This is a genomic window from Thalassospira australica (assembly GCF_044790785.1).
Lineage (GTDB): Bacteria > Pseudomonadota > Alphaproteobacteria > Rhodospirillales > Thalassospiraceae > Thalassospira > Thalassospira australica_A.
In genome coordinates this window covers 1,068,119-1,087,256 of sequence record NZ_CP085258.1, presented here as the reverse complement: position 1 = coordinate 1,087,256, position 19,138 = coordinate 1,068,119, and the positions used below count along the sequence as shown (strand labels likewise).

Sequence of the window (19,138 nt, the reverse complement as noted above, 5' to 3'; positions counted from 1 at the left end):
GGCAGTGCTGAACTTCGCATGATCCGTTGGCAGGGTCGGTCTGCCACATACCGGCCTGATAAATCAGGGAGCTTCGTAAAAAATGAAAATCTTCAAATCCGGGCCGCTTTCGGGCCTTCTGATTGCTGGCGCGATGCTGGGTGCCATCGGCACTGCATCTGCCGAACCGATCAGGGTCGGCATTGCCAATTTCGGCGAACATCCGCAGTTGAATGCCGCTATCGCCGGTTTCAAGGAAGGTATGGCAAGCGGCGGTTTTGCCGAGGGAACCGACGTTGTCTATTCCGAAAGCCACACCAATTTTGATGCGTCTCTGGTACCCCAGATGATCGCCAAATTGCAGGCGGAAAATCCCAAACTGATCTTTACCGTCACCACCCCGGTTTCCCAGATCGCCAAAAAAGCCCTGGCCGGATCGGGCATTCCGATTGTGTTTTCCGCCGTGACCGACCCGATCGCTGCCAAGCTGGTCCCGTCTTGGGAAGCCGGTGATGAAGGCATGACCGGCGCATCGGATTTGCAGGATATCGACGCGGTTCTGGAATTTACCAAACTGCTGTTGCCCGATGCCAAACGCCTTGCCCTGCCCTATAACCCGGGCGAAGCCAATGACGTGGCCCTGCTTGAAAAGGTGCAGGAACTGGCCCCGGCACACTTCCTTGAAGTCGTCCCGGTCGGCATTGATAACGTCAACGACATCCAGCAGCGCATCACGTCGGTCGCTGGCAAAGCCGATGTCATCTATACCCCGGCATCAAACCTGATCCAGCCGGCAATTGCCGCGGTTTCGGCGGCTGCGCGCCAGATCGGCGTTCCGATTGTCAATTCCGATAGTTCGGCCGTTGCCAATGGCACCGTGCCGGCCAGCTTCTCGGTCGATTATGCGCAGGTCGGTTTAAGTGCCGGCATCATTGCGGCGGAAATCCTCAACGGCAAGGACCCGGCATCCATCGCACCGTCCAAACCGTCCTATGTCAATCACGAGCCACTGATTTCGAAAAAAGCCGCCGATGCCTTTGGCATCACCATTCCCGAGGCACTCGCCAATTGCGGCTGCGTCGTCGAATAATCTGATCCGGCCTCACATGACATTTGGCGCCCCGCATTCCGGCATCACCGGGGGGCGCCAATGTTGCTTTACGGAGGATACGGATGCTTGAAATCCGTTCTGCACGAAAAACCTTTTACAAAGGCCAGCCCGACGAAAAGATCGCGCTGGACGACCTGTCGCTTACTCTCCAAACCGGCGAATTCGGTGTTGTCATCGGCTCCAACGGGGCGGGCAAAAGCACGATGCTAAACGCCGTTTCCGGTGCAATGCCCCTTGATCACGGTCAAATCCTGATCAATGGCGATGATGTCACTAATATGCCCGTCCATAAACGCGCCATGCGCATTGCCCGCGTGTTTCAGGACCCGATGCTGGGTACTGCTGCCAGCATGACGGTTGCCGAAAACATGCTTCTGGCCGAACTGCGCAGCAAAAGCCGCACATTTGCCCGTGGGCTTAATCCCAAACGCCTGTCGGATTACAAGGAACGACTGTCAATCCTGGGTCTTGGCCTTGAAAACCGGCTTGATACCCGTGTTGAACTGCTATCGGGCGGGCAACGTCAATCGCTCTCCCTCATCATGGCGGTCGGCGGATCGCCCGATCTGCTGTTGCTTGATGAACATACCGCCGCCCTTGATCCGCGCACCGCCGATCTTGTCATGGGGGCGACGGTGCGTGCAGTTGACGCCCTTAAACTCACCACCCTGATGGTCACCCATAACATGCAGCACGCGGTTGATTACGGCCATCGCGTCATCATGCTGGATGCCGGAAAGGTCAAACTGGAAATCGGCGGCGAAGAAAAGGCCGGTATTACGGTGGCAAAGCTGATCGATCATTTTGCGGTCAAATCCGATGCCATGTTGCTCGGCGCATAGGTAGAACCATGATGGAATTTTTGTCTGCCACCTTCACAAGCTATATGGCGCTGGTGCCCGTGACATTGGCCCAAAGCCTGATCCTGGCTTTTGTCGTCATGGGCATCATGATCCCGTTCCGAACCCTGCATTTCCCCGACCTCACCAGCGAAGGCGCCTATCCGCTGGGCGGCTGTGTTGCCGGGGTTCTGATTGCTGCCGGGGTCAATCCGGCACTCACCATCATCGCGGCCCTTCTGTGCGGTTTTGCTGCTGGTTGCTGTACCGCCCTGATCCATCTTCGGTTTCGCATTCACACGCTTCTGGCCGGTATCCTGATGATGACGATGCTTTACAGCATCAATCTGCGCATCATGGGCAAATCGAACCTGTCGATCTTTGGCACCGGTTCGGTGTTTGACTGGGCCCCGTTCGTCACGCCGGGCTTCCCGGCGGCCAAGATCATCATTGCCGGGATCATCGGGGCGGCGGTGTTTGTGGCCCTCAACTGGTTTTTCAAAACCGAAAAGGGCACGGCCATGCGCGCGGTCGGCGCCAACCCGGCGATGGCCGAGGCCCAAGGCATTTCCGTCTGGGTTTCGACCATCGGCGGTGTTGGCCTTGCCAGCGCCTTTTCAGCCACCAGCGGTGCATTGATGGTCCAGTCACAGGGCTTTGCCGATGTGAATATGGGCCTTGGTATCCTGATCAATGGTCTGGCCGCACTCATGATCGGCGAGGCCATCGTTGGCAAACACAGCGTCTTTCGCCAGCTCCTCGCCCCGTTTGTCGGCGCGATCATCTATTATCAGCTGGTATCGCTCTGTCTGGCCGCCGGTATGCCGCCGCCCGATCTGAAACTGGCAACCGGGCTTTTCGTGCTCGCCATGCTGGCCCTGCCCAGCCTCAAACGTGGCCGCGGCGGCACTCCCGCCCGCGAAAAGTTCCGCGAATGAAAAACAAAGGGCGGGGTCACATGATCCCGCCCTTTCCATGTCGTCAGAAATCAAACGCGCTGCAAAAACAGTACGATATCCATCACTTCAGCAACCTGACCATCCGGCCCGGTGACAGTGCGCGTCGCGTACCCGGCCTTGTGCAAAATCCACTCACCGGGTCCAAGATCAAGCCCGTCGAGCTCTTCCTGAAGGGTCGGGAACTGATGTTCGCCATTTCCCTTGCGCCACGGCGGGGCCGATGCGTGCGCGATACACAGGAAATATCCGCCCGGCACCAGCTTTGCCATCGCACGCCGAAGGATGTCGGCCCGCGCAAGCGCGACCGGTGACTGAAAATAGGACGCGGTCACCAAATCATATTTCCCGTCCGGCATTTCGCGTTCCAGATCGCAGGCAACGAACAGCACCCGCCCGGCAAGGTCACTCCCCACCAGACGCTTCTGCGCCCGCTCGATCGCGGTTTGCGAAATATCCGCCCCCGTCACGTCCCAACCCCGCCCGGCCAGCCAAAGCGCATCATCCCCATGCGAACAGCCGATATCCAATGCCCGCCCCGGCGTCAGATCGGCGACATACCGCACCAGCAATTCCCCCGGATTGCCGGAATAATCGGTCTTTTTTGTCCGGTAATGATCTTCCCAGAATTCAACCGGGTTTTCCGGCCGTTCGGTTGCGTTTTGCATCGGAAATGCCCCTTCATCACAAGTCATATCGAATCACGTAACTTATGATGTATCGTAAAAGCTGTTCCCGTCAAGCACTCACCGAAACCAAAACAGCCCGGCGGAATAGTGACCACCGGGCTGTCGATGAATGTGCGGGCCAGAACCCAGAACGCGCCTAGCTCAGATATTTATTGAACCACGCAATCGTGCGGTCCCACGCCAGCTTGGCCTGTTCCTCGTCATAGCGGGGGGTTGAATCATTATGGAACCCGTGATTGGCCCCCGGATAGATATAGGCCTCATAGACCTTGTTGTGTTCCTTCAATGCCGCCTCATAAGCCGGCCATCCTTCATTGATCCGCGTGTCAAGCTCGCCAAAATGCAGCAGCAACGGCGCCTGAATGCGCGGTACGTCGGCCACGTCCGCCTGGCGGCCATAAAACGGCACGGCAGCACCAAGTTCCGGATAGGCCACCGCCGCCGCATTCGACACCCCCCCGCCATAACAAAAGCCGGTAATGCCGATCTTGCCGGTGGTCGCCTCATGCGCGGTCAGGAATTCGATGGCGGCAAAGAAATCGTTCATCAATTTGGTCGGGTCGACCTGCTGCTGCAATTCACGCCCCTTGTCATCATTGCCGGGATATCCCCCCACCGATGTCAGCCCATCCGGGGCAAGGGCGATGAAACCGGCCTTGGCCACCCTTCGCGCGACATCCTCGATATAGGGATTAAGCCCGCGATTTTCGTGCACCACCACCACACCGGGCAGCTTGCCGGTCGCATTGGCCGGTTTGACGAAATAGCCGCGCACCTCGCCGTGGCCGTTGGGCGACGGATACATGATATATTCGGCGACAATATCGGGATCGGTAAACTCGACCTGTGTCGCAAGCGCATAATCCGGGCTAAGCGACGCCAGAACCGACATCGCCGTCACCCCGCCGACGGTATATTTCGCGGCCCGGTCAAGAAATTCGCGCCGTGAAATGATCCCGTGCGCATAAAAATCATAAAGTTCAAGCAATTGCGGCGAGAAATCTTTGGCCGTCAAACGGTTCATCATAGGCTCCCTTCGGTATTAACCGGGGCGGAAATCATGAGTTTGGTGGCAAGAATGCGGAAAGTTTTCGGCAATCCGCATCGGCAGGCAAATCACAAATCCGCTATCGGTGAACCAGTTCACCTCATGGCCGATCACCTCATGACCTCACCGTGTGGTGCAGCTTAACCCGCCATCGACCACAAGCTCGATCCCCGTGACATATTTTGCCCCATCCGATGCCAGAAACAAAACCGCCTCCGCCACGTCCCACGCATCACCCATATGCCCCATCGGCACCTGCGCATTGCGGGTTTCAAGGATGCGGTTGATCTCCGCCCCGTCATAAAGCCGTGCCAATGATGCCTCGACCAGCGGGGTGTGAATAAGCCCCGGCACCACCGCATTGACCCGCACATGATAGGGCGCATATTCCACCGCAAGCGATTTGGTAAACTGCACAACGGCGGCCTTGGCTGCGGCATAGGCCGGATAATCAATGCCCATCTGCCGCGCCCCGCTGACCGATCCGATATTGACCACCGATCCGCTTTTATGTTTGCGCATCGCGGGCATTACCGCCTGACAGCTATGGAAAAATCCGGTGACATTGGTCTCGAACGCGCTGTGCCAGTCTTCGGTATCAAGCCGCTCAAGCCCGCCACCAACCACCCTGCCGACATTATTGACCAGAACATCAATCTCGCCCAGCGACGCGCGCGCGGTCGAAACCGCAATATCGACCTGATCGCGCTTGGTGATGTCGGCGGTCAATGCAATGACCTCGCCGCCTTCTTCCTCGATCAGAGATGCGGTTTCCTCGGCGGCGGTCTTGTTGATATCAACCACCGCCACCTTCGCCCCGGCCCGGGCCAGCAACACCGACGTCGCCTTGCCATTGCCCCATCCCGGCGCACAGCAGCCACCACCAAATACCAGAACCGTTTTACCCAAAAGACGCTGATCCATTTTCGCCCTCCCGGAGTTACCCGATCCTACCAGAGCTTTCATCTCCCGGCCCGAAAATTCGCAAAGCAAAAACGGCCGCCCCGATGGGACGACCGTCTTTTGCAAAGCGAAAGGTGCGATAAAGCGCCTTGGCTTACCAGCTATATTTCAACGTCGCCAGAACCGTACGGCCATCGCCGTAATAACGGCTGCCGAACGTGTTGGACGCGACATATTCCCGGTCAAACAGATTGGTCGCATTGACCGCAAGGCTGACATTGTCCGTCACCATGTAATTCACCATCGCATCAACCACCGTATGCGATCCCAGCAGATCGGCATTGGCATCGTTGTTATAACGTGACCCAACAAAACGGACACCACCACCAAAGGTCAGATCGCCAAACGCGCCATGCTCGGGAATGGTGTAATCCAGCCATGCCGATGCGGCATGTTCGGGCACGTTTGACGGACGGTTGCCGACATTGGCCGTCACCACATCGTCTTTGATTTCGGCATCAAGATAGGTATAGGCCAGCGTCAGGTTGGTCCGCTCGTCAAGGGACATCTTGCCCTCAAGCTCAAGCCCGCGCGAATTGATCTCGCCAACCTGTTGATAGATTCCCGACGTCGCGTTCCACTGCGAAACGTTTTCCTGCGTCAGGTCAAACAGGGCCGCGGTGAACATCGCATCAATCGTGGTCGGCTGATATTTGATACCAACCTCGTACTGCGTGCCTTCCTGCGGTGCGGTTCCATCCGGGCGGGATGCGGTGCTGCCATAAACCGGCTGGAAGGATTCCGAATAGTTCCCGTAAACCGAAACCTCGTCCGTCGCCTTATAGGTCAGGCCGAAGCGCGAGGTGAATTTATGATCGTCACGTTCGTCAAGCGTACCGCTGCTGATCGTGTCCGTATCACTTTGGACATAATCGAAACGTCCACCCACGGTCGCGATCCAGTCATCGGCAATCGTGAGCTGTTCCTGCGCATAAAACCCATAGGCCGCCTGCGTGATTTCCGTGTCCGAATTGCTGGTAAAGTTGATGCATGAAAGCCCGCAATAAGACGGGTTATAGGGATCAATCGGCGATGCTGTCCCGTCATAGCGTTGTTCACGGTTCTGATCGCGATTGTAGTCAAACCCCACCAGCGTCTTGCTGTCGAGATTGTCGTTAATCGCCGTGTCATACTGCATCTGGTTGTCGATGGCAAAACGGTCAAGTTCGCCATAAATCGCAAAAGCCCAACGGTCACCAAGCGGCGTGGTGTCGTTCAGATAAACCGTCTCGTAATCCAGATCGACATGGGTATATCGCGCATTCTGGCGGAATTGCAGCTTGTCGGTAATCTGGTGCGACAGCTCGTAACCGATATTGGTTTCTTCGGTATCGAAAGTGTTGAAATCCGGTTCACCGAAAAACGCATTGCGGCTGGTTTCGATCCCGGTCGGGAAGCCGTAACCCAGATTGCTTTCACGGTTGCTGTAACTGGTCAGGATCGTCAGTTCGGTTCCCGCCTTCGGCTTATAGGTAAAGGCCGGCGCAACATAAATACGGTCATCCTGCGAATAATCCTGTTCGCGTTCCGCATCCTGCCAAAGCCCGGTCAGGCGATAGGACCAGTTGCTGTCTTCCGCAACCGGGCCGGTAACGTCCCCGCCACCGCGCACATGATTTTCGCCAAGGGTCGTGAAAACCTCGCCACCGGCTTCCTCCTGCGGGCGCTTGGTAATCAAATTCACCAGCCCCCCCGGCCCGTTCATGCCAAACAGGCTCGATGTCGATCCTTTCAGGATATCAACCTGCTGAAGGCCATAGGGTTCCTGGCGTGCCGTTACGAAGTTATAGGTCCGCGACGACAATCCATCGCGATAGGTCGACAGCGACGAATAAAATCCCCGGATACGCACATAATCATAACGCACATCCGATCCGTATTCGCCCGCCTGCACGCCCGCGCTATAGGCCACCGCCTGCTGCACATCCTGCACATTGCGCGTTTCCATTTCCTTCTGCGTCACGACCGACACGGCGGCGGAATCATCCAAAATCGGCGTATCGGTTTTCGATGCCGTGCGCGACCGGCTGGCAACAACGCTGTCGCGTGTCGGGCCCATCGGGCCATAGGCCCCCTCTGCATTGCCCTCCACCCGGATCGGGTCAAGAACCTCGCCTTCGGCCGCCCCACCGGTTGCGATCTGTTCGACCACCACGGTCCCATCATCGGCAATATTGTAACTCAGGCCACTTCCGGCAAACAGCCGATCCAGCGCCTGCTGCGATGTCATGCTGCCGCTGACGGCAGGCGCATCAATACCCCGCACAAGCGCCCCATCGACCGTAATCTGAAGCCCCGACTGCTGCCCGAACTGCGTCAGCGCCGCGGTCATCGACTGTGCCGGGATATCGAACGCATGTGACGCGCCAAGGATCCCCGTCCCGCTTTGTGCCACCTGTTGCTGTGCCATCGCCGGTGCCGCGACCAATACCGGCACCAATGCGCTTGTTACCAAAAGCGCGCCTGCGAAAACCGTCTGTCTGCTGCGGTTCCGCATACCCGCCTTACCCCCTGTGGTCATTCCGTGATCTCCGTTCTGCGTCATATTCATGATCGCAAATGAGAATAAAAACGCTTCTCATTTGCGCATAAACCACAAAACGCGCCTCAGGGGATTTTTTTCAAAAAAACTTCGGGAAATTTTTCAGATGCCCGGATCAGGATGCCGAAACCAGCAAAATCCACGGCGTTACCTGCCGCACCACCGCATCCTGTGCGCGTGCAATTCCGCGAAGGGCTGCCAGCGGATCGGCAAGGTTATAAACCCCCGTCACCGTCCGGGCTGCCAGCGCATCATCGGTAATAATGATCCGGCCCGGATAATAACGCCGCAGCCCGTCAATCACGGTCCCCAACGGCTGATCCTGCGCAATCAGCTGGTTCTGTCGCCAGCTCGCGATCTGCCCGGCCGGAAGGCTGCCGCGTGCCACCGCCCCCTGCCATGTCACACTCGCACTTTGTCCGGCTGCCAGCCTCTCATCGACCGGCGGGTTAATCGCATCAAATCCGACCCGCACCAATCCATGTTCGACCGCAACCAGCGTACCGGCATCATTGCGCCGCACGTCAAACCCGGTGCCCAGCACCGTCACATCGACATCATCCGACGATACCCGAAATGGCCGTTTTGGATCGGGCGTCACGTCAAAAAACGCTTCCCCCCCCAAAAGCGCGACATGGCGCTCCCCCGCCTCAAATCGCACCCGGATCGCACTTTCCGGTGCCATCGTCACCGTGCTGGCATCGGCAAGGGTGATGGTGCGCATCTCGGCGGTATCGGTCACATAATCGGCCTGCCAGCCGGTCACGGCACGGGCAACGATCCCCGGCCCGACCACGGCGGCAAAAAGCGATGCGGCAATCGCCATCCCGCCCCCAAGCAGCATCTTCCGCCGCCCGAACGCCGGGCGCACAACATTGTCTTTACGCGATGATGATGAAACCGGCGATCCGTTACTCCCCGCCCGCATCTCATGCACAAACGGCTGCCATCGGGCGGCATGTTCGGGCGCACCTGCCGCCATTACATCGGCTGCGCGCCGCGTGGCATCCCATGCCTGCATATGGGCCGGGTCGGCATCGCACCATTGCGCGAATGCACGCAGAATATCCTGATCGTCCGGCTCTTCCTGCAACAGGATCAGCCAGTCGGTCGCCTCCCGTGAGGCCTGCGGCGGGATCGCATCTGTGTTCGCTGCCATTCTCGTCTCTATCCCTGACCGGTCTCGCAAATTGCGGGTGCGTACCGGCCTGCCCCGGAAAAAACCAAAGCCAAAATCCCTGCAACTACTAAACGCATTTGCGGAACTTTTTTCTATAAATATTGTGAAATCGGCTCATGCCTGATCCAGCCGCTGTTTGCAATGCTCGATCCCGTCCGCCACCAGCTTGTGCGCAAGCGGCACGGATATTTCAAGGAAGGCGGCAATTTCCCTAAGCTTCGCGCCGCCAAACCGGTGCATTTCGCACGCAATGCGGGTGCGTTCGGGCAATTCATCCATCGCCGCCATCACAATCGCATATTCATCCTTGTAAAGCGCGACGGTTTCCGGGTCCGGGGTGACATCGGGCGATGTGCGGGCGGCCTCGTCAAAGTCCCCGGCACAGGTCACACGGCTTTCGCGCACCAGCCTGCGTTTGCTATCCAGCGCCAGGTTGCGCACGATCCGGTAAAGATACCCCGTCGCATCCTCGATCAGCCGCCCGTCCGATGCCGCATCAAACCGCAACCACGCTTCCTGCACCAGGTCTTCGGCCTGTACGCGATTGCCCGTGATACTGCTGGCATAATTCACCAGCGCCGGGCGATGCAACATGAACAGAACAAGGGCATTGGGGTTCGCGGACAAAGCCGTATTTCCTCGGGACCGGCACAAACAACGATGCTTCAGGCACCGAATATGTCACTAGCAGATATTAAGACTGATTATCAATATCTTTCGCAATCTTCCCCGCGACATTCGAAAACGTTCCTTTACCAAATGGCGCTATACTCCGCGCAAGCAAGAAAGGGGGAAACCGCCATGAAGATCAAAACCCGCAAAAGCAGCCTCGTCATCCTGATCACCGGGGCGGCTGCCGCCACCGCCGCCTTCCTGCTGATCGGCAACCAGCTCGACCATCGCGGCGAGGAACGGGGCGATATCGCACGCGGCAAGGCCATTGCAGAACAGGCCTGCCTGCGCTGCCATATGGAATTTGCCGGTGATCCCTATCCCGACCCGGCCATCACCACCGCCCCGCCGCTCGCAAGCTTCGGCCAACGCTGGCCGATTGAAAACCTCGAAGAGGCGCTCGCCGAGGGCATCACCGTGTCGCACGATCAACTGACCATGCCGGAATTCACCTTCACGCCAGAAACCATCGCCGATCTTCTCGCCTATATGGATGATCTCTCCCAACGGGCCGATGCCAGACCGGCGAACTGATCCCGAATGATCCGGCCCGGCGGATGATCTTTTTATCTTTTAAAAACCTGTCAAATATCCACTTTGCGCAACCCGATATCCAGATTGCGCAGAATAAAGCCTAAGGCCCCAGATAGCGGGTTGTCCCCTTGGCAAAAGTCGCCCAAAGGATTGGGAAATCATCATTTCTCATGACCAAAGGCGTGCTTTCATATGGGCCTGCATCAACCATCCCGGCGGGCACGTCAATTCTCCTGCTGGCGCGGTATCTTTGCGCATGCCCGATACGGCCTTGTCGCCCTGATCCTGTCATGCGCCGCACCAGCAGGATCGGCACAGGCCGCAACTTTCAATGTGACCAACACCGCCGATAGCGGTGCCGGTTCGCTGCGTCAGGCGATTTTTGATGCCAACGCCGCGGGCGGTACCAACACCATCGAGGTCCAGAACAGCCTTGGCACCATCACGCTGACCAGCGGCGATCTGAACGCGCTTAACAGCAACATCACGCTGAACGGCAATGGCAATACACTCAGTGGCAATAACGCGTTTCGCGGCCTGCTTGTCTATTCCGGCACCGTGGCAATCAACGACCTGACCATCGAGAATGCGGTTGCATCTGGTGGCGATGCCGGTCAGGCCGCAGGCGGCGGCGCCGGACTTGGCGGGGCCCTGTTTGTCAAGGACGGAGCCAATGTCACCATCAGCAATCTTGTCGCCCAGAACAACGCCGCAACCGGCGGTGATGGCGGTGCGCAAACCACAGGGGGGATCACCGGCGGGGGTGGCGGTATGGGGGGCGATGGCGGCGTTGCTGCCGGTGGCATTTCCGGCGGCGGCGGCGGCCTTGGCAGCGGGGCAACCGGTGGATCAAACGGGGGCAATGGCGGTGACGGGATCGCCCAGGGCGAAGGTGCCGGTGGGGATGGCGCCGATTCCGGCGGCGGGGGTGGTACGGGCGGCAACAATGGCGGCGGCGGTGGTTCCAGCGATGAATCGGTCGGCGGCGGCGGTGTCAACGGCACCGATGGCTCGTTTCTCGACGACCCTGATGGCGGTTTTGGCGGCGGCGGTGGCAATTCTGGCACTGGCGGTTTTGGCGGCGGGGGCGGCGCATTCCGGGGTGATGGTGGTTTTGGTGGCGGGGGTGGCGGCGGCGGCCTTGGCAGCACCGCCAATGTCGGTCAGGGCGGATTTGGCGCTGGCGACGGTGTATCAAGCGGCACCGTCGCTCAGGCTGCCGGGGGCGGTGGCCTTGGTGCCGGGGGCGCAATCTTTGTCATGGATGGCGCAACCCTGACCATTGCCGGAACCTTGACCGTCAATAACAACACCGTCACCGGGGGAACCGGCGGAACCGGCGCGGCAGGCACGGCCCAGGACGGATCGGCCTTTGGCGATGGTGTTTTCCTGCAAGGCAACGGTACCCTGACCTTCAATCCTGATACCGGCAACACGCAAACCCTTGCCAATACCATCACCGATCAGGCCGGATCGGGCGGCACCGGAAGCTGGGCACTGACCAAAAACGGCGCAGGCACCCTGACACTCAGTGCCGCCAACACCTATACCGGCGCAACAAACCTTTCGGCGGGCACATTATCCCTGTCAGGATCGGGAACACTTGGCAATGCCGCAGGAGTACTTAACCTGACCGGCGGCACGCTTGATCTTGGCACGACAACACAAACCCGCACCGGCACCATCACGGTTAATGGCGCAACCGTGTCAAACGGCACATTGTCGTCATCGGGAACCTTCGATACCCAGTCGGGCACCATCAGCGCCGTTCTGGCCGGGACCGGGGCGCTAACCAAAACCGGCACCGGCACCGTCACATTAAGTGCGGCCAACACTTATACTGGTGCAACAAATCTTTCGGCGGGCACATTATCCCTGTCAGGATCGGGAACACTCGGAAATGCCGCCGGGGCGCTTAATCTGACCGGTGGAACGCTTGATCTCGGCACGACGACACAGACCCGGACCGGCACCATCACGCTCAATGGTGCAACCGTGTCAAACGGCACATTGTCATCATCGGGCACTTTCGCGACCCAATCAGGCACCATCAGCGCCGTTCTGGCCGGGACCGGGGCACTTGCCAAAACCGGCACCGGCACCGTCACACTCAGCGGGGCCAACACCTATTCCGGCACCACGACCGTCTCTGCGGGCCGCCTTGCGGTCAATGGATCAATTGCCTCTGCCGTCACGGTCGCGAACGGTGCCACCCTTGGCGGCACGGGAACCGTCGGGGCAACCAACATTTCGTCAGGCGGCATTCATGCGCCGGGCAATTCCATCGGGACACAAACCGTCAATGGTGCCTATGTCCTCAATGCCGGTTCCATCCTCGAGATCGAGGTGGACGATGCCGGCAATTCCGACAAGGTCATCGTGACGGGCACGGTCGATATCACCGGCTCGACCCTGCGGGTCAAAGGCGTATCGGATAACAGTTTTTCCGGTCAGACCACCTATAGTTACGTGATCATCGAAAATGATGGCGTTGATGCGATTACCGGCGATTTTGCAACAATTGACAATCAGCTCGCCTTTTATGAAGCCGCCCGTTCAACCATCGGCGGCACCGGCAATGATGTCTCCCTGACACTGACCCGCAACGCCAGCAGCTTCACCGACATTGCCACAACCCCCAATCAAAAAGCCGTCGCTGGCCAGATTGGCAACCTTTCGGGCACGGACGGCACCACCATCAGCAACACCATTCTTGGCCTGACGAATGCTGGGGCACAGCACGCCTATCAACAGCTCTCGGGCGATATCTTTGCCGCCGCCCCCGCCATGAATGACCGCATCACCCATCAAGCCACCGGCCAGATCGGCGCACGCCTTGCTGATCTGAACCGCAGCCGCACCATTGCCCAAACCACGAGCGGGTCCCTTGTCGCCGCCAACACCCTGTCCCCCGCCGAACTTACCGGCTTTGCCCGTTCCGGCCCGATGGCAAGTGACAGTGAAATATATGCCAGTGACGTAAACATGCTGTCGCTGGGCACTGAAAATACGCCACAGGCCGCATCCGCCATCTGGTTTCAGGCCATCGGCGCAGCCGGTCGGATTGACGGCGATGGTAATGCCGACACCACCGATTACCAATGGACCGGCATGATCGGTGGCTATGACACCCGCCTTTCGGATGCCACCACGATTGGCATCTATTTCGGCTATGCCGACGGCAACAGCCGCCAAAGTGGCCGCGACGCCACCCTTGATTCCGCCAATCTCATGGCCGGGGTCTATGGTACGCATGATCTCGGCGATGACTGGCGCATGTCCGGGAAGGCCGGATGGACCCGCATTGGCATCGACAGCAGCCGCAACCTTGATTTCGGCAGCATCGACCGCACCGCAACCGCGGACTATACCGACAATGCGCTCAGCGCCGATATCGAACTGGCAAAGGGATTTGACGTGGCCCGCAACTGGCGCGCCGAACCCTATGGCGGGCTTGGCGTGATCTGGAACCGCTATGGCAGCTTTTCCGAAACCGGCGCCGGATCGGCCAATATCTCGCGCGCGTCCGATGACGATCTTTCTGGCACCGCAAGCCTTGGCGTGCGTTTCGCCGGCATGATCAATACCGGCGATGGCAAAACCCTGATCCCGCAATTCCGTCTGGGATGGGATCATCATATCGGCCCGGTTTCCAACACCACCACGCTCGCCTTTGCCGGAACCCCGTCCTTCACCGTCTCGGGCAGCGAAACCGACCGCGACCGGCTGGTCGGCAATCTCGGCTTTGCCCTTGCCGATGACGATGGCTGGACGCTGTATACCGATTACCAACCCTCAATCTCCGAAAACAACCGTGAACATGCCTTCGGGGCCGGCTTCAGGATGAAGTTCTGAGCCCCACCGCACCACGAACGCCCATGCCCTCCCCGTCATTCCCGCGCAGGCGGGAATCCAGTCCTCCGTGCCGCATCCTCTAAATCACCCGTCAAGCCCGCTGCACCATGGACTCCCGCTTTCGCGGGAATGACGGCGGGTGTGTGCTCTCTCCCTTAAAACCCGTTACCAAACCCGCCCCGCCACGATCAAGGCCGCCACAATACCGACCTCACACTCATGTGATCTCACGTGATTAAATCGCACACGATTTAATATTGCACGATCATAAAATCACGGCTACAAGCATGTCATCGAAACAACGTTTGGCCGGTCATCGGCGAAACCGGGAAAAGGAAGATGAAAATGCTGAATGTGAAAAACCTGCTCAAGGCGACCGCCTTTGCCTTCGGTCTGATGGCCACGCAATCTCCGGCCTTTGCCGCCGATACTGCTGCGACCGCCGCCGCCAACACCAAACCGACCATCCTGCTGGTTCATGGTGCCTTTGCCGCCTCTGACAGCTGGGACGGTGTCGCGCCGATCCTGCAGGACGAAGGATATCGCGTGATCAGCGTTGCCAACCCGCTGCGCAGTGTATCAGGCGATGCCGCCTATACCCGGTCGCTTATCGACAGCATTCCGGGTGACGTGGTTCTGGTCGGTCATTCCTACGGCGGGCCGGTCATCACCAACGCGGCCAACGGTGCGGCCAATGTGAAATCGCTGGTTTATGTCGCCTCTTTCGCCCCGGAAAAGGGTGAAACCATTGCCGAACTGGCCGCAAAATTCCCCGGCGGCACCTTGGGCGAGGCCCTGGCCGCCCCGGTTCCCCTCGGCAACGGTGTGAATGACCTTTATATCGACCCGGCAAAATTCCACGCGCAATTTGCCGCTGACGTTCCGGCGGATAAAGCCCGCCTGATGGCGATCGCCCAGCGCCCGGTCACCGACTTTGCCCTGAACGAACCGTCCGGCGATGCCACATGGAAGGACCTGCCGTCCTACCATATCTATGGCACGGCCGATAAAAACATCCCGCCCGCGGCGATGGAATTCATGGCGAAACGCGCCAATTCACAGGAAACCGTCGTGATTGACGGCGCATCCCACGTCGTCATGGTTTCCCACCCCAAGGAAGTTGCCGACCTGATCCTCAAGGCCGCCAGCGCCAACTGATCTTTTAACGCCTGCCTCCCTCAACATCTGCCCCAACTTCACGCGCCGCATCCCCTGCGGCGCGTTTTTTTGTGCCATGCCCGATCAGGCCGCCATCACCCCGCGGATTGCAGGGCTGATGATCTGCGGATGGTTTGCGGCGGCTGACCAAAGGCACGAATGAAGGCGCGTCGCATCCGGTCCCGGTCGGCAAATCCGGTTTCGCGCGCAACCATATCAATCGTGTGATGGGTGTCCTCCATCATCCCCCTTGCGACTTCAAGCCGCATGTTCTCAACCGCCTTGGCCGGGGATTGGCCGGTTTCCGCCTGAAAGGCACGGCTGAACTGACGCGGGCTCAGATTGGCAACCCCCGCCAGTTCCTCCACACTCAGCCGATTGGCAAGATTACGCCGCGCATAGGTCAGAACCTTCTGAATGCGATCCGACGTCGGCTCAAGCTCAAGCAAGGTGGAAAACTGCGACTGCCCCCCGGCCCGGCGATGATAAACCACCAGCTTGCGCGCCACCGCACGGGCAAGATCGGCCCCGAAATCATCTTCGATAAACGCCAGAACCAGATCAATCCCCGCCGTCATCCCGGCAGATGTCCAGACCGGCCCGTCACGGATGAAAATGCGGTCTTCCTCGACCCGGATTTTCGGAAACCGTTGCTGCAATTCGCGGGCCCGCGCCCAATGGGTTGTCGCCCGTCGCCCGTCAAGCAATCCGGCCTCAGCCAAAAGAAACGCCCCGACGCAGGTCGCAGCCACCCGTCGGCTGATATCGGGCAAATGACGCACGAAATCGATCACGTCTGGCCCGCCCTCGTCCATGCCACCGCCGATGATCACCAGATCAAAATACCGCCCCGAAACCGTCTGGCTATTCACCTGCAATCCCATGCTGCCATGCACCACACCACCATTTGGCGACAGCAGGGTGACATCATAAAGCTTTTCCCGTGCATGCAGGTTCGCAACCTCGAACGCCGACAAAACCGAAAGCCCCATCGGCGAAAACCCGGGATGCAGAACAAAACCGACTGAAATCATCACCCGTCACCTGAATGTCCTAAAACGACGTTAATATGACATTTAAGACACCACCCCTCAAGGTTATTATCGGTTCATCAACAAGCTTCACATTTCCAAGGACCGAAACCATGACTGCAATCACCACAAAGGGCACCGCACTCATCACCGGCGCATCGTCGGGTATCGGGGCGATCTATGCCGACCGTCTGGCCAAACGCGGCTATGACCTGATCCTGGTTGCGCGTAATCAGGATGCGCTTGACGATGTTGCCAAAGCCATCCGCACCGAAACCGGCCGGACTGTCGAAACCCTTGCCGCCGACCTTTCCCGTCACGGCGATCTCGCCCGGGTTGAAAGCCGCCTTCGCAGCGATAAATCAATCACCCTGCTGATCAATAATGCCGGGTTTGGTTCGGTCGCCCCGCTGCTCGAAGCCGATATCGACAAAATGGAATACATGATCGGCCTGAATGTCACCGCCCTGACCCGGTTAACCTATGCCGTCGCCCCGGCCTTTGTCGAACGGGCCAATGGCACGATCATCAATATTGCCTCCGTCGTTGCCATCGGGCCGGAAATCCTCAATGGCGTGTATGGCGCGTCCAAGGCCTATGTCCTTGCCCTGAGCCAGTCGCTGCACCATGAACTGGCCGACAAGGGTGTCCGTGTTCAGGCCGTCCTGCCCGGTGCCACCGCCACCGGTTTCTGGGAAGCTTCGGGCATGCATTACGACAATCTGCCTGCCGAATGGGTCATGACCACCGATGTCATGGTCGATGCCGCCCTTGCCGGTCTTGATATGGGCGAAACTGTCACCATCCCGCCGCTTCAGGACGGCAAGGAATGGGACACATACGAAGCCATGCGCCGGGATATCTCGACCCGGCTCAGCTACCACCTGCCCGGCGAACGCTACCGCACGGCAAAGCCTGAAAATGCCTGATGTCCGGCACCTCTGAATGACTGCCCCAACTTTGCGCGCCGCATTCCCCCTGCGGCGCGTTTTTATCAAAGGATTTATCAGCTCAGATATAGGCCCACCAGCATGCTGGAAAGTAATTATACGTTAGTGGATTCCGTGAAAGCGGATTTAAGTCAAATGAACTAGGTCGACTAATCAGATTGCCGATTTAGTAAATTTAGCCGCTCTTCAATGTAACCCGCTATTTCATTTGGCGTGAACTTATTAGCATCTATATAGCCATCTGTACTCAAAACGCCCTCAACTGCCCCATCATCGATACGAACATACATCACTTTGTTGTGCTCACGTTCAAATATCGCCGCTCTGATTGCCCGGAACTCAACGCCACACCAATTCTTTTTCTGATAATCAGCGCCAATAAAAACCACAACAAGCTTAGCTCTCTTATAAATGTCCTGAAGCAAGATATCTAAAGAGGGTTGTGCTAGTTGAGATACGTAATTGTTGTCATAGAAGTATGAGTTCGGCCCTAATTTTCCTTCCAATTCTTTCACAACATCTTCAACGAGGTCTCTAGTTTCCCCAGGAAATGAAAGAGCCACATCGAATATATGAGATGATATATCTACGGAATTTTTAACATCTCGAAGTGATTTAGGTATATTAATCCCACGCAAATGAAGTTCTTTTGGAAGATTAATTTCTTTTACAGCCCAATGGGTACGGAATAACTCCAATTTTCCGATATCCAACTCGATAGACATTTCTTCTAGTTGTTCATCAGTCAGAAATGGAGAAATATCGTGAGTTTCATATTCAATGCGAACCCCATTCTGACTAAGGGTTATATTCTTAATGTAACCAAATTTAGGGGATTTATTTTTTCCGGATTCGTAAGCGAATATGCAGGGAAAACGCTTGAGCTCTTCAATGTTATCTGCACTAAGAGAAGCATATTTCTTAGCAATATGACCCGCTGTATATTCTCGTATGCACCTTGAAGCTTCAAGATTAAAAGGTCTCCCCTCCCAGTCATTTTGATTGCTTGATACGAAAAGATTATAAGATGGGCCAAGAGGTACTGAAGGTATTTCAGTCGCACTCGCCCCCAGCATCAGCACCTCAGTAAATACACTGTCGAATATCTCTTTCTGCTGAGGCCAAACCATATCATAGGGATTTCTAATTTTATCTAAATTGAAAATGTTTACCTGATTGCAATTGCTCAATGCTTGAAATTCTTTAGCAATCTCATTGTACCTTCGGGCAAATCCTTTAACATTTGTCCACTTTGAGTGATCAGGAGTCCCGCCATTCATTACTGTTTGCATTGCCTCTTTGAGGGCTGCAATTTTCAATCTAACTATCTGCAGTTCATCACTATTACTCATTTATCCCCCCCTAAATTGATATGCGTTATAAACTGGCCCCAGAATTTTATCCGAGTTCTTTCACAACTTCTATTAGAACAGCGATCTCAATATTTGTTCGTTGAGTAGCCTAATGTTGTAGCTGCCTCACCGACTCCCCACCTTGCACACGCCGATTAACGGAATTTCCCAGTCAAACGCCCCCGGATCATCCGAATTTGCAGCGCACCATAAACACCACATCGATCACGGCCAACTGACTGAAAACCCGCATATTTCCCCATCCGCAAGTGCAAAACA

Annotated in this window: 15 protein-coding genes; 7 read left to right on the top strand and 8 right to left on the bottom strand. The window is 57.3% G+C overall.

Annotated elements, in window-relative coordinates; all coding sequences use genetic code 11:
• Positions 1–82 precede the first annotated feature (82 nt).
• The 3 genes from LG297_RS05120 (at position 83) to LG297_RS05110 (ending at position 2,867) form a co-directional block, all read left to right on the top strand.
• Entirely contained in the window at positions 83–1,069 is a 987-nt protein-coding gene (locus tag LG297_RS05120; RefSeq protein ID WP_404425789.1) for an ABC transporter substrate-binding protein, read from the top strand.
• An 83-nt stretch (positions 1,070–1,152) separates the two neighbouring features.
• Positions 1,153–1,932, top strand: coding sequence for an ABC transporter ATP-binding protein (locus tag LG297_RS05115; protein ID WP_404425787.1), 780 nt, complete (start codon positions 1,153–1,155; stop codon positions 1,930–1,932).
• Positions 1,933–1,940: 8 nt separating this feature from the next.
• Positions 1,941–2,867 carry an ABC transporter permease gene (locus tag LG297_RS05110; RefSeq protein ID WP_404425785.1) on the top strand — a complete coding sequence of 309 codons (927 nt, stop codon included), beginning with the start codon at positions 1,941–1,943 and terminating at the stop codon, positions 2,865–2,867.
• A 50-nt stretch (positions 2,868–2,917) separates the two neighbouring features.
• Here the strand turns inward: LG297_RS05110 and LG297_RS05105 are convergent, their stop codons facing one another.
• From LG297_RS05105 to LG297_RS05080, 6 genes are all read right to left on the bottom strand, one after another.
• Entirely contained in the window at positions 2,918–3,553 is a 636-nt protein-coding gene (locus LG297_RS05105) for a class I SAM-dependent methyltransferase (protein WP_404425783.1), read from the bottom strand.
• Between the two features lie 157 nt (positions 3,554–3,710).
• Positions 3,711–4,598, bottom strand: a complete 888-nt coding sequence (yghX, locus tag LG297_RS05100) for a YghX family hydrolase (protein WP_404425781.1) — start codon at positions 4,596–4,598, stop codon at positions 3,711–3,713.
• Positions 4,599–4,745: 147 nt separating this feature from the next.
• Positions 4,746–5,546, bottom strand: coding sequence for an SDR family NAD(P)-dependent oxidoreductase (locus LG297_RS05095; RefSeq protein WP_404425779.1), 801 nt, complete (start codon positions 5,544–5,546; stop codon positions 4,746–4,748).
• 133 nt (positions 5,547–5,679) lie between these two features.
• Positions 5,680–8,106 carry a TonB-dependent siderophore receptor gene (locus LG297_RS05090; protein WP_404425777.1) on the bottom strand — a complete coding sequence of 809 codons (2,427 nt, stop codon included), beginning with the start codon at positions 8,104–8,106 and terminating at the stop codon, positions 5,680–5,682.
• A 136-nt stretch (positions 8,107–8,242) separates the two neighbouring features.
• Positions 8,243–9,286 carry a FecR family protein gene (locus tag LG297_RS05085; protein WP_404425775.1) on the bottom strand — a complete coding sequence of 348 codons (1,044 nt, stop codon included), beginning with the start codon at positions 9,284–9,286 and terminating at the stop codon, positions 8,243–8,245.
• A 135-nt stretch (positions 9,287–9,421) separates the two neighbouring features.
• A complete protein-coding gene (locus LG297_RS05080) occupies positions 9,422–9,934 on the bottom strand; it encodes a sigma-70 family RNA polymerase sigma factor (protein WP_404425773.1) in 513 nt (170 codons plus the stop codon).
• A gap of 174 nt (positions 9,935–10,108) precedes the next feature.
• On the opposite strand from LG297_RS05080, the gene LG297_RS05075 reads away from it, so the two are divergent.
• From LG297_RS05075 to LG297_RS05065, 3 genes are all read left to right on the top strand, one after another.
• On the top strand, positions 10,109–10,513 hold the full coding sequence (locus LG297_RS05075) for a c-type cytochrome (protein WP_404425771.1): 405 nt from the start codon (positions 10,109–10,111) through the stop codon (positions 10,511–10,513).
• A gap of 192 nt (positions 10,514–10,705) precedes the next feature.
• Entirely contained in the window at positions 10,706–14,368 is a 3,663-nt protein-coding gene (locus LG297_RS05070; protein ID WP_404425769.1) for an autotransporter domain-containing protein, read from the top strand.
• A 345-nt stretch (positions 14,369–14,713) separates the two neighbouring features.
• Entirely contained in the window at positions 14,714–15,526 is an 813-nt protein-coding gene (locus tag LG297_RS05065) for an alpha/beta fold hydrolase (RefSeq protein WP_404425767.1), read from the top strand.
• A 95-nt stretch (positions 15,527–15,621) separates the two neighbouring features.
• Here the strand turns inward: LG297_RS05065 and LG297_RS05060 are convergent, their stop codons facing one another.
• Positions 15,622–16,560 (bottom strand): GlxA family transcriptional regulator, encoded by a 939-nt coding sequence (locus tag LG297_RS05060; protein WP_404425765.1) that lies wholly within the window; start codon positions 16,558–16,560, stop codon positions 15,622–15,624.
• Between the two features lie 110 nt (positions 16,561–16,670).
• On the opposite strand from LG297_RS05060, the gene LG297_RS05055 reads away from it, so the two are divergent.
• Positions 16,671–17,486, top strand: a complete 816-nt coding sequence (locus tag LG297_RS05055) for an SDR family NAD(P)-dependent oxidoreductase (RefSeq protein WP_404425763.1) — start codon at positions 16,671–16,673, stop codon at positions 17,484–17,486.
• Between the two features lie 170 nt (positions 17,487–17,656).
• On the opposite strand, the gene LG297_RS05050 is transcribed toward LG297_RS05055, so the two are convergent.
• Positions 17,657–18,859, bottom strand: coding sequence for a TIR domain-containing protein (locus LG297_RS05050; protein ID WP_404425761.1), 1,203 nt, complete (start codon positions 18,857–18,859; stop codon positions 17,657–17,659).
• Between the last annotated feature and the right edge of the window lie 279 nt (positions 18,860–19,138).

Coding starts and splice junctions, on each gene's coding strand:
- LG297_RS05120 (WP_404425789.1), top strand. CDS start 83: ATGAAAATCTTCAAATCCGGGCCGCTTTCGGGCCTTCTGATTGCTGGC.
- LG297_RS05115 (WP_404425787.1), top strand. CDS start 1,153: ATGCTTGAAATCCGTTCTGCACGAAAAACCTTTTACAAAGGCCAGCCC.
- LG297_RS05110 (WP_404425785.1), top strand. CDS start 1,941: ATGATGGAATTTTTGTCTGCCACCTTCACAAGCTATATGGCGCTGGTG.
- LG297_RS05105 (WP_404425783.1), bottom strand. CDS start 3,553: ATGCAAAACGCAACCGAACGGCCGGAAAACCCGGTTGAATTCTGGGAA.
- yghX (WP_404425781.1), bottom strand. CDS start 4,598: ATGAACCGTTTGACGGCCAAAGATTTCTCGCCGCAATTGCTTGAACTT.
- LG297_RS05095 (WP_404425779.1), bottom strand. CDS start 5,546: ATGGATCAGCGTCTTTTGGGTAAAACGGTTCTGGTATTTGGTGGTGGC.
- LG297_RS05090 (WP_404425777.1), bottom strand. CDS start 8,106: ATGACCACAGGGGGTAAGGCGGGTATGCGGAACCGCAGCAGACAGACG.
- LG297_RS05085 (WP_404425775.1), bottom strand. CDS start 9,286: ATGGCAGCGAACACAGATGCGATCCCGCCGCAGGCCTCACGGGAGGCG.
- LG297_RS05075 (WP_404425771.1), top strand. CDS start 10,109: ATGAAGATCAAAACCCGCAAAAGCAGCCTCGTCATCCTGATCACCGGG.
- LG297_RS05070 (WP_404425769.1), top strand. CDS start 10,706: ATGGGCCTGCATCAACCATCCCGGCGGGCACGTCAATTCTCCTGCTGG.
- LG297_RS05065 (WP_404425767.1), top strand. CDS start 14,714: ATGCTGAATGTGAAAAACCTGCTCAAGGCGACCGCCTTTGCCTTCGGT.
- LG297_RS05060 (WP_404425765.1), bottom strand. CDS start 16,560: ATGATTTCAGTCGGTTTTGTTCTGCATCCCGGGTTTTCGCCGATGGGG.
- LG297_RS05055 (WP_404425763.1), top strand. CDS start 16,671: ATGACTGCAATCACCACAAAGGGCACCGCACTCATCACCGGCGCATCG.
- LG297_RS05050 (WP_404425761.1), bottom strand. CDS start 18,859: ATGAGTAATAGTGATGAACTGCAGATAGTTAGATTGAAAATTGCAGCC.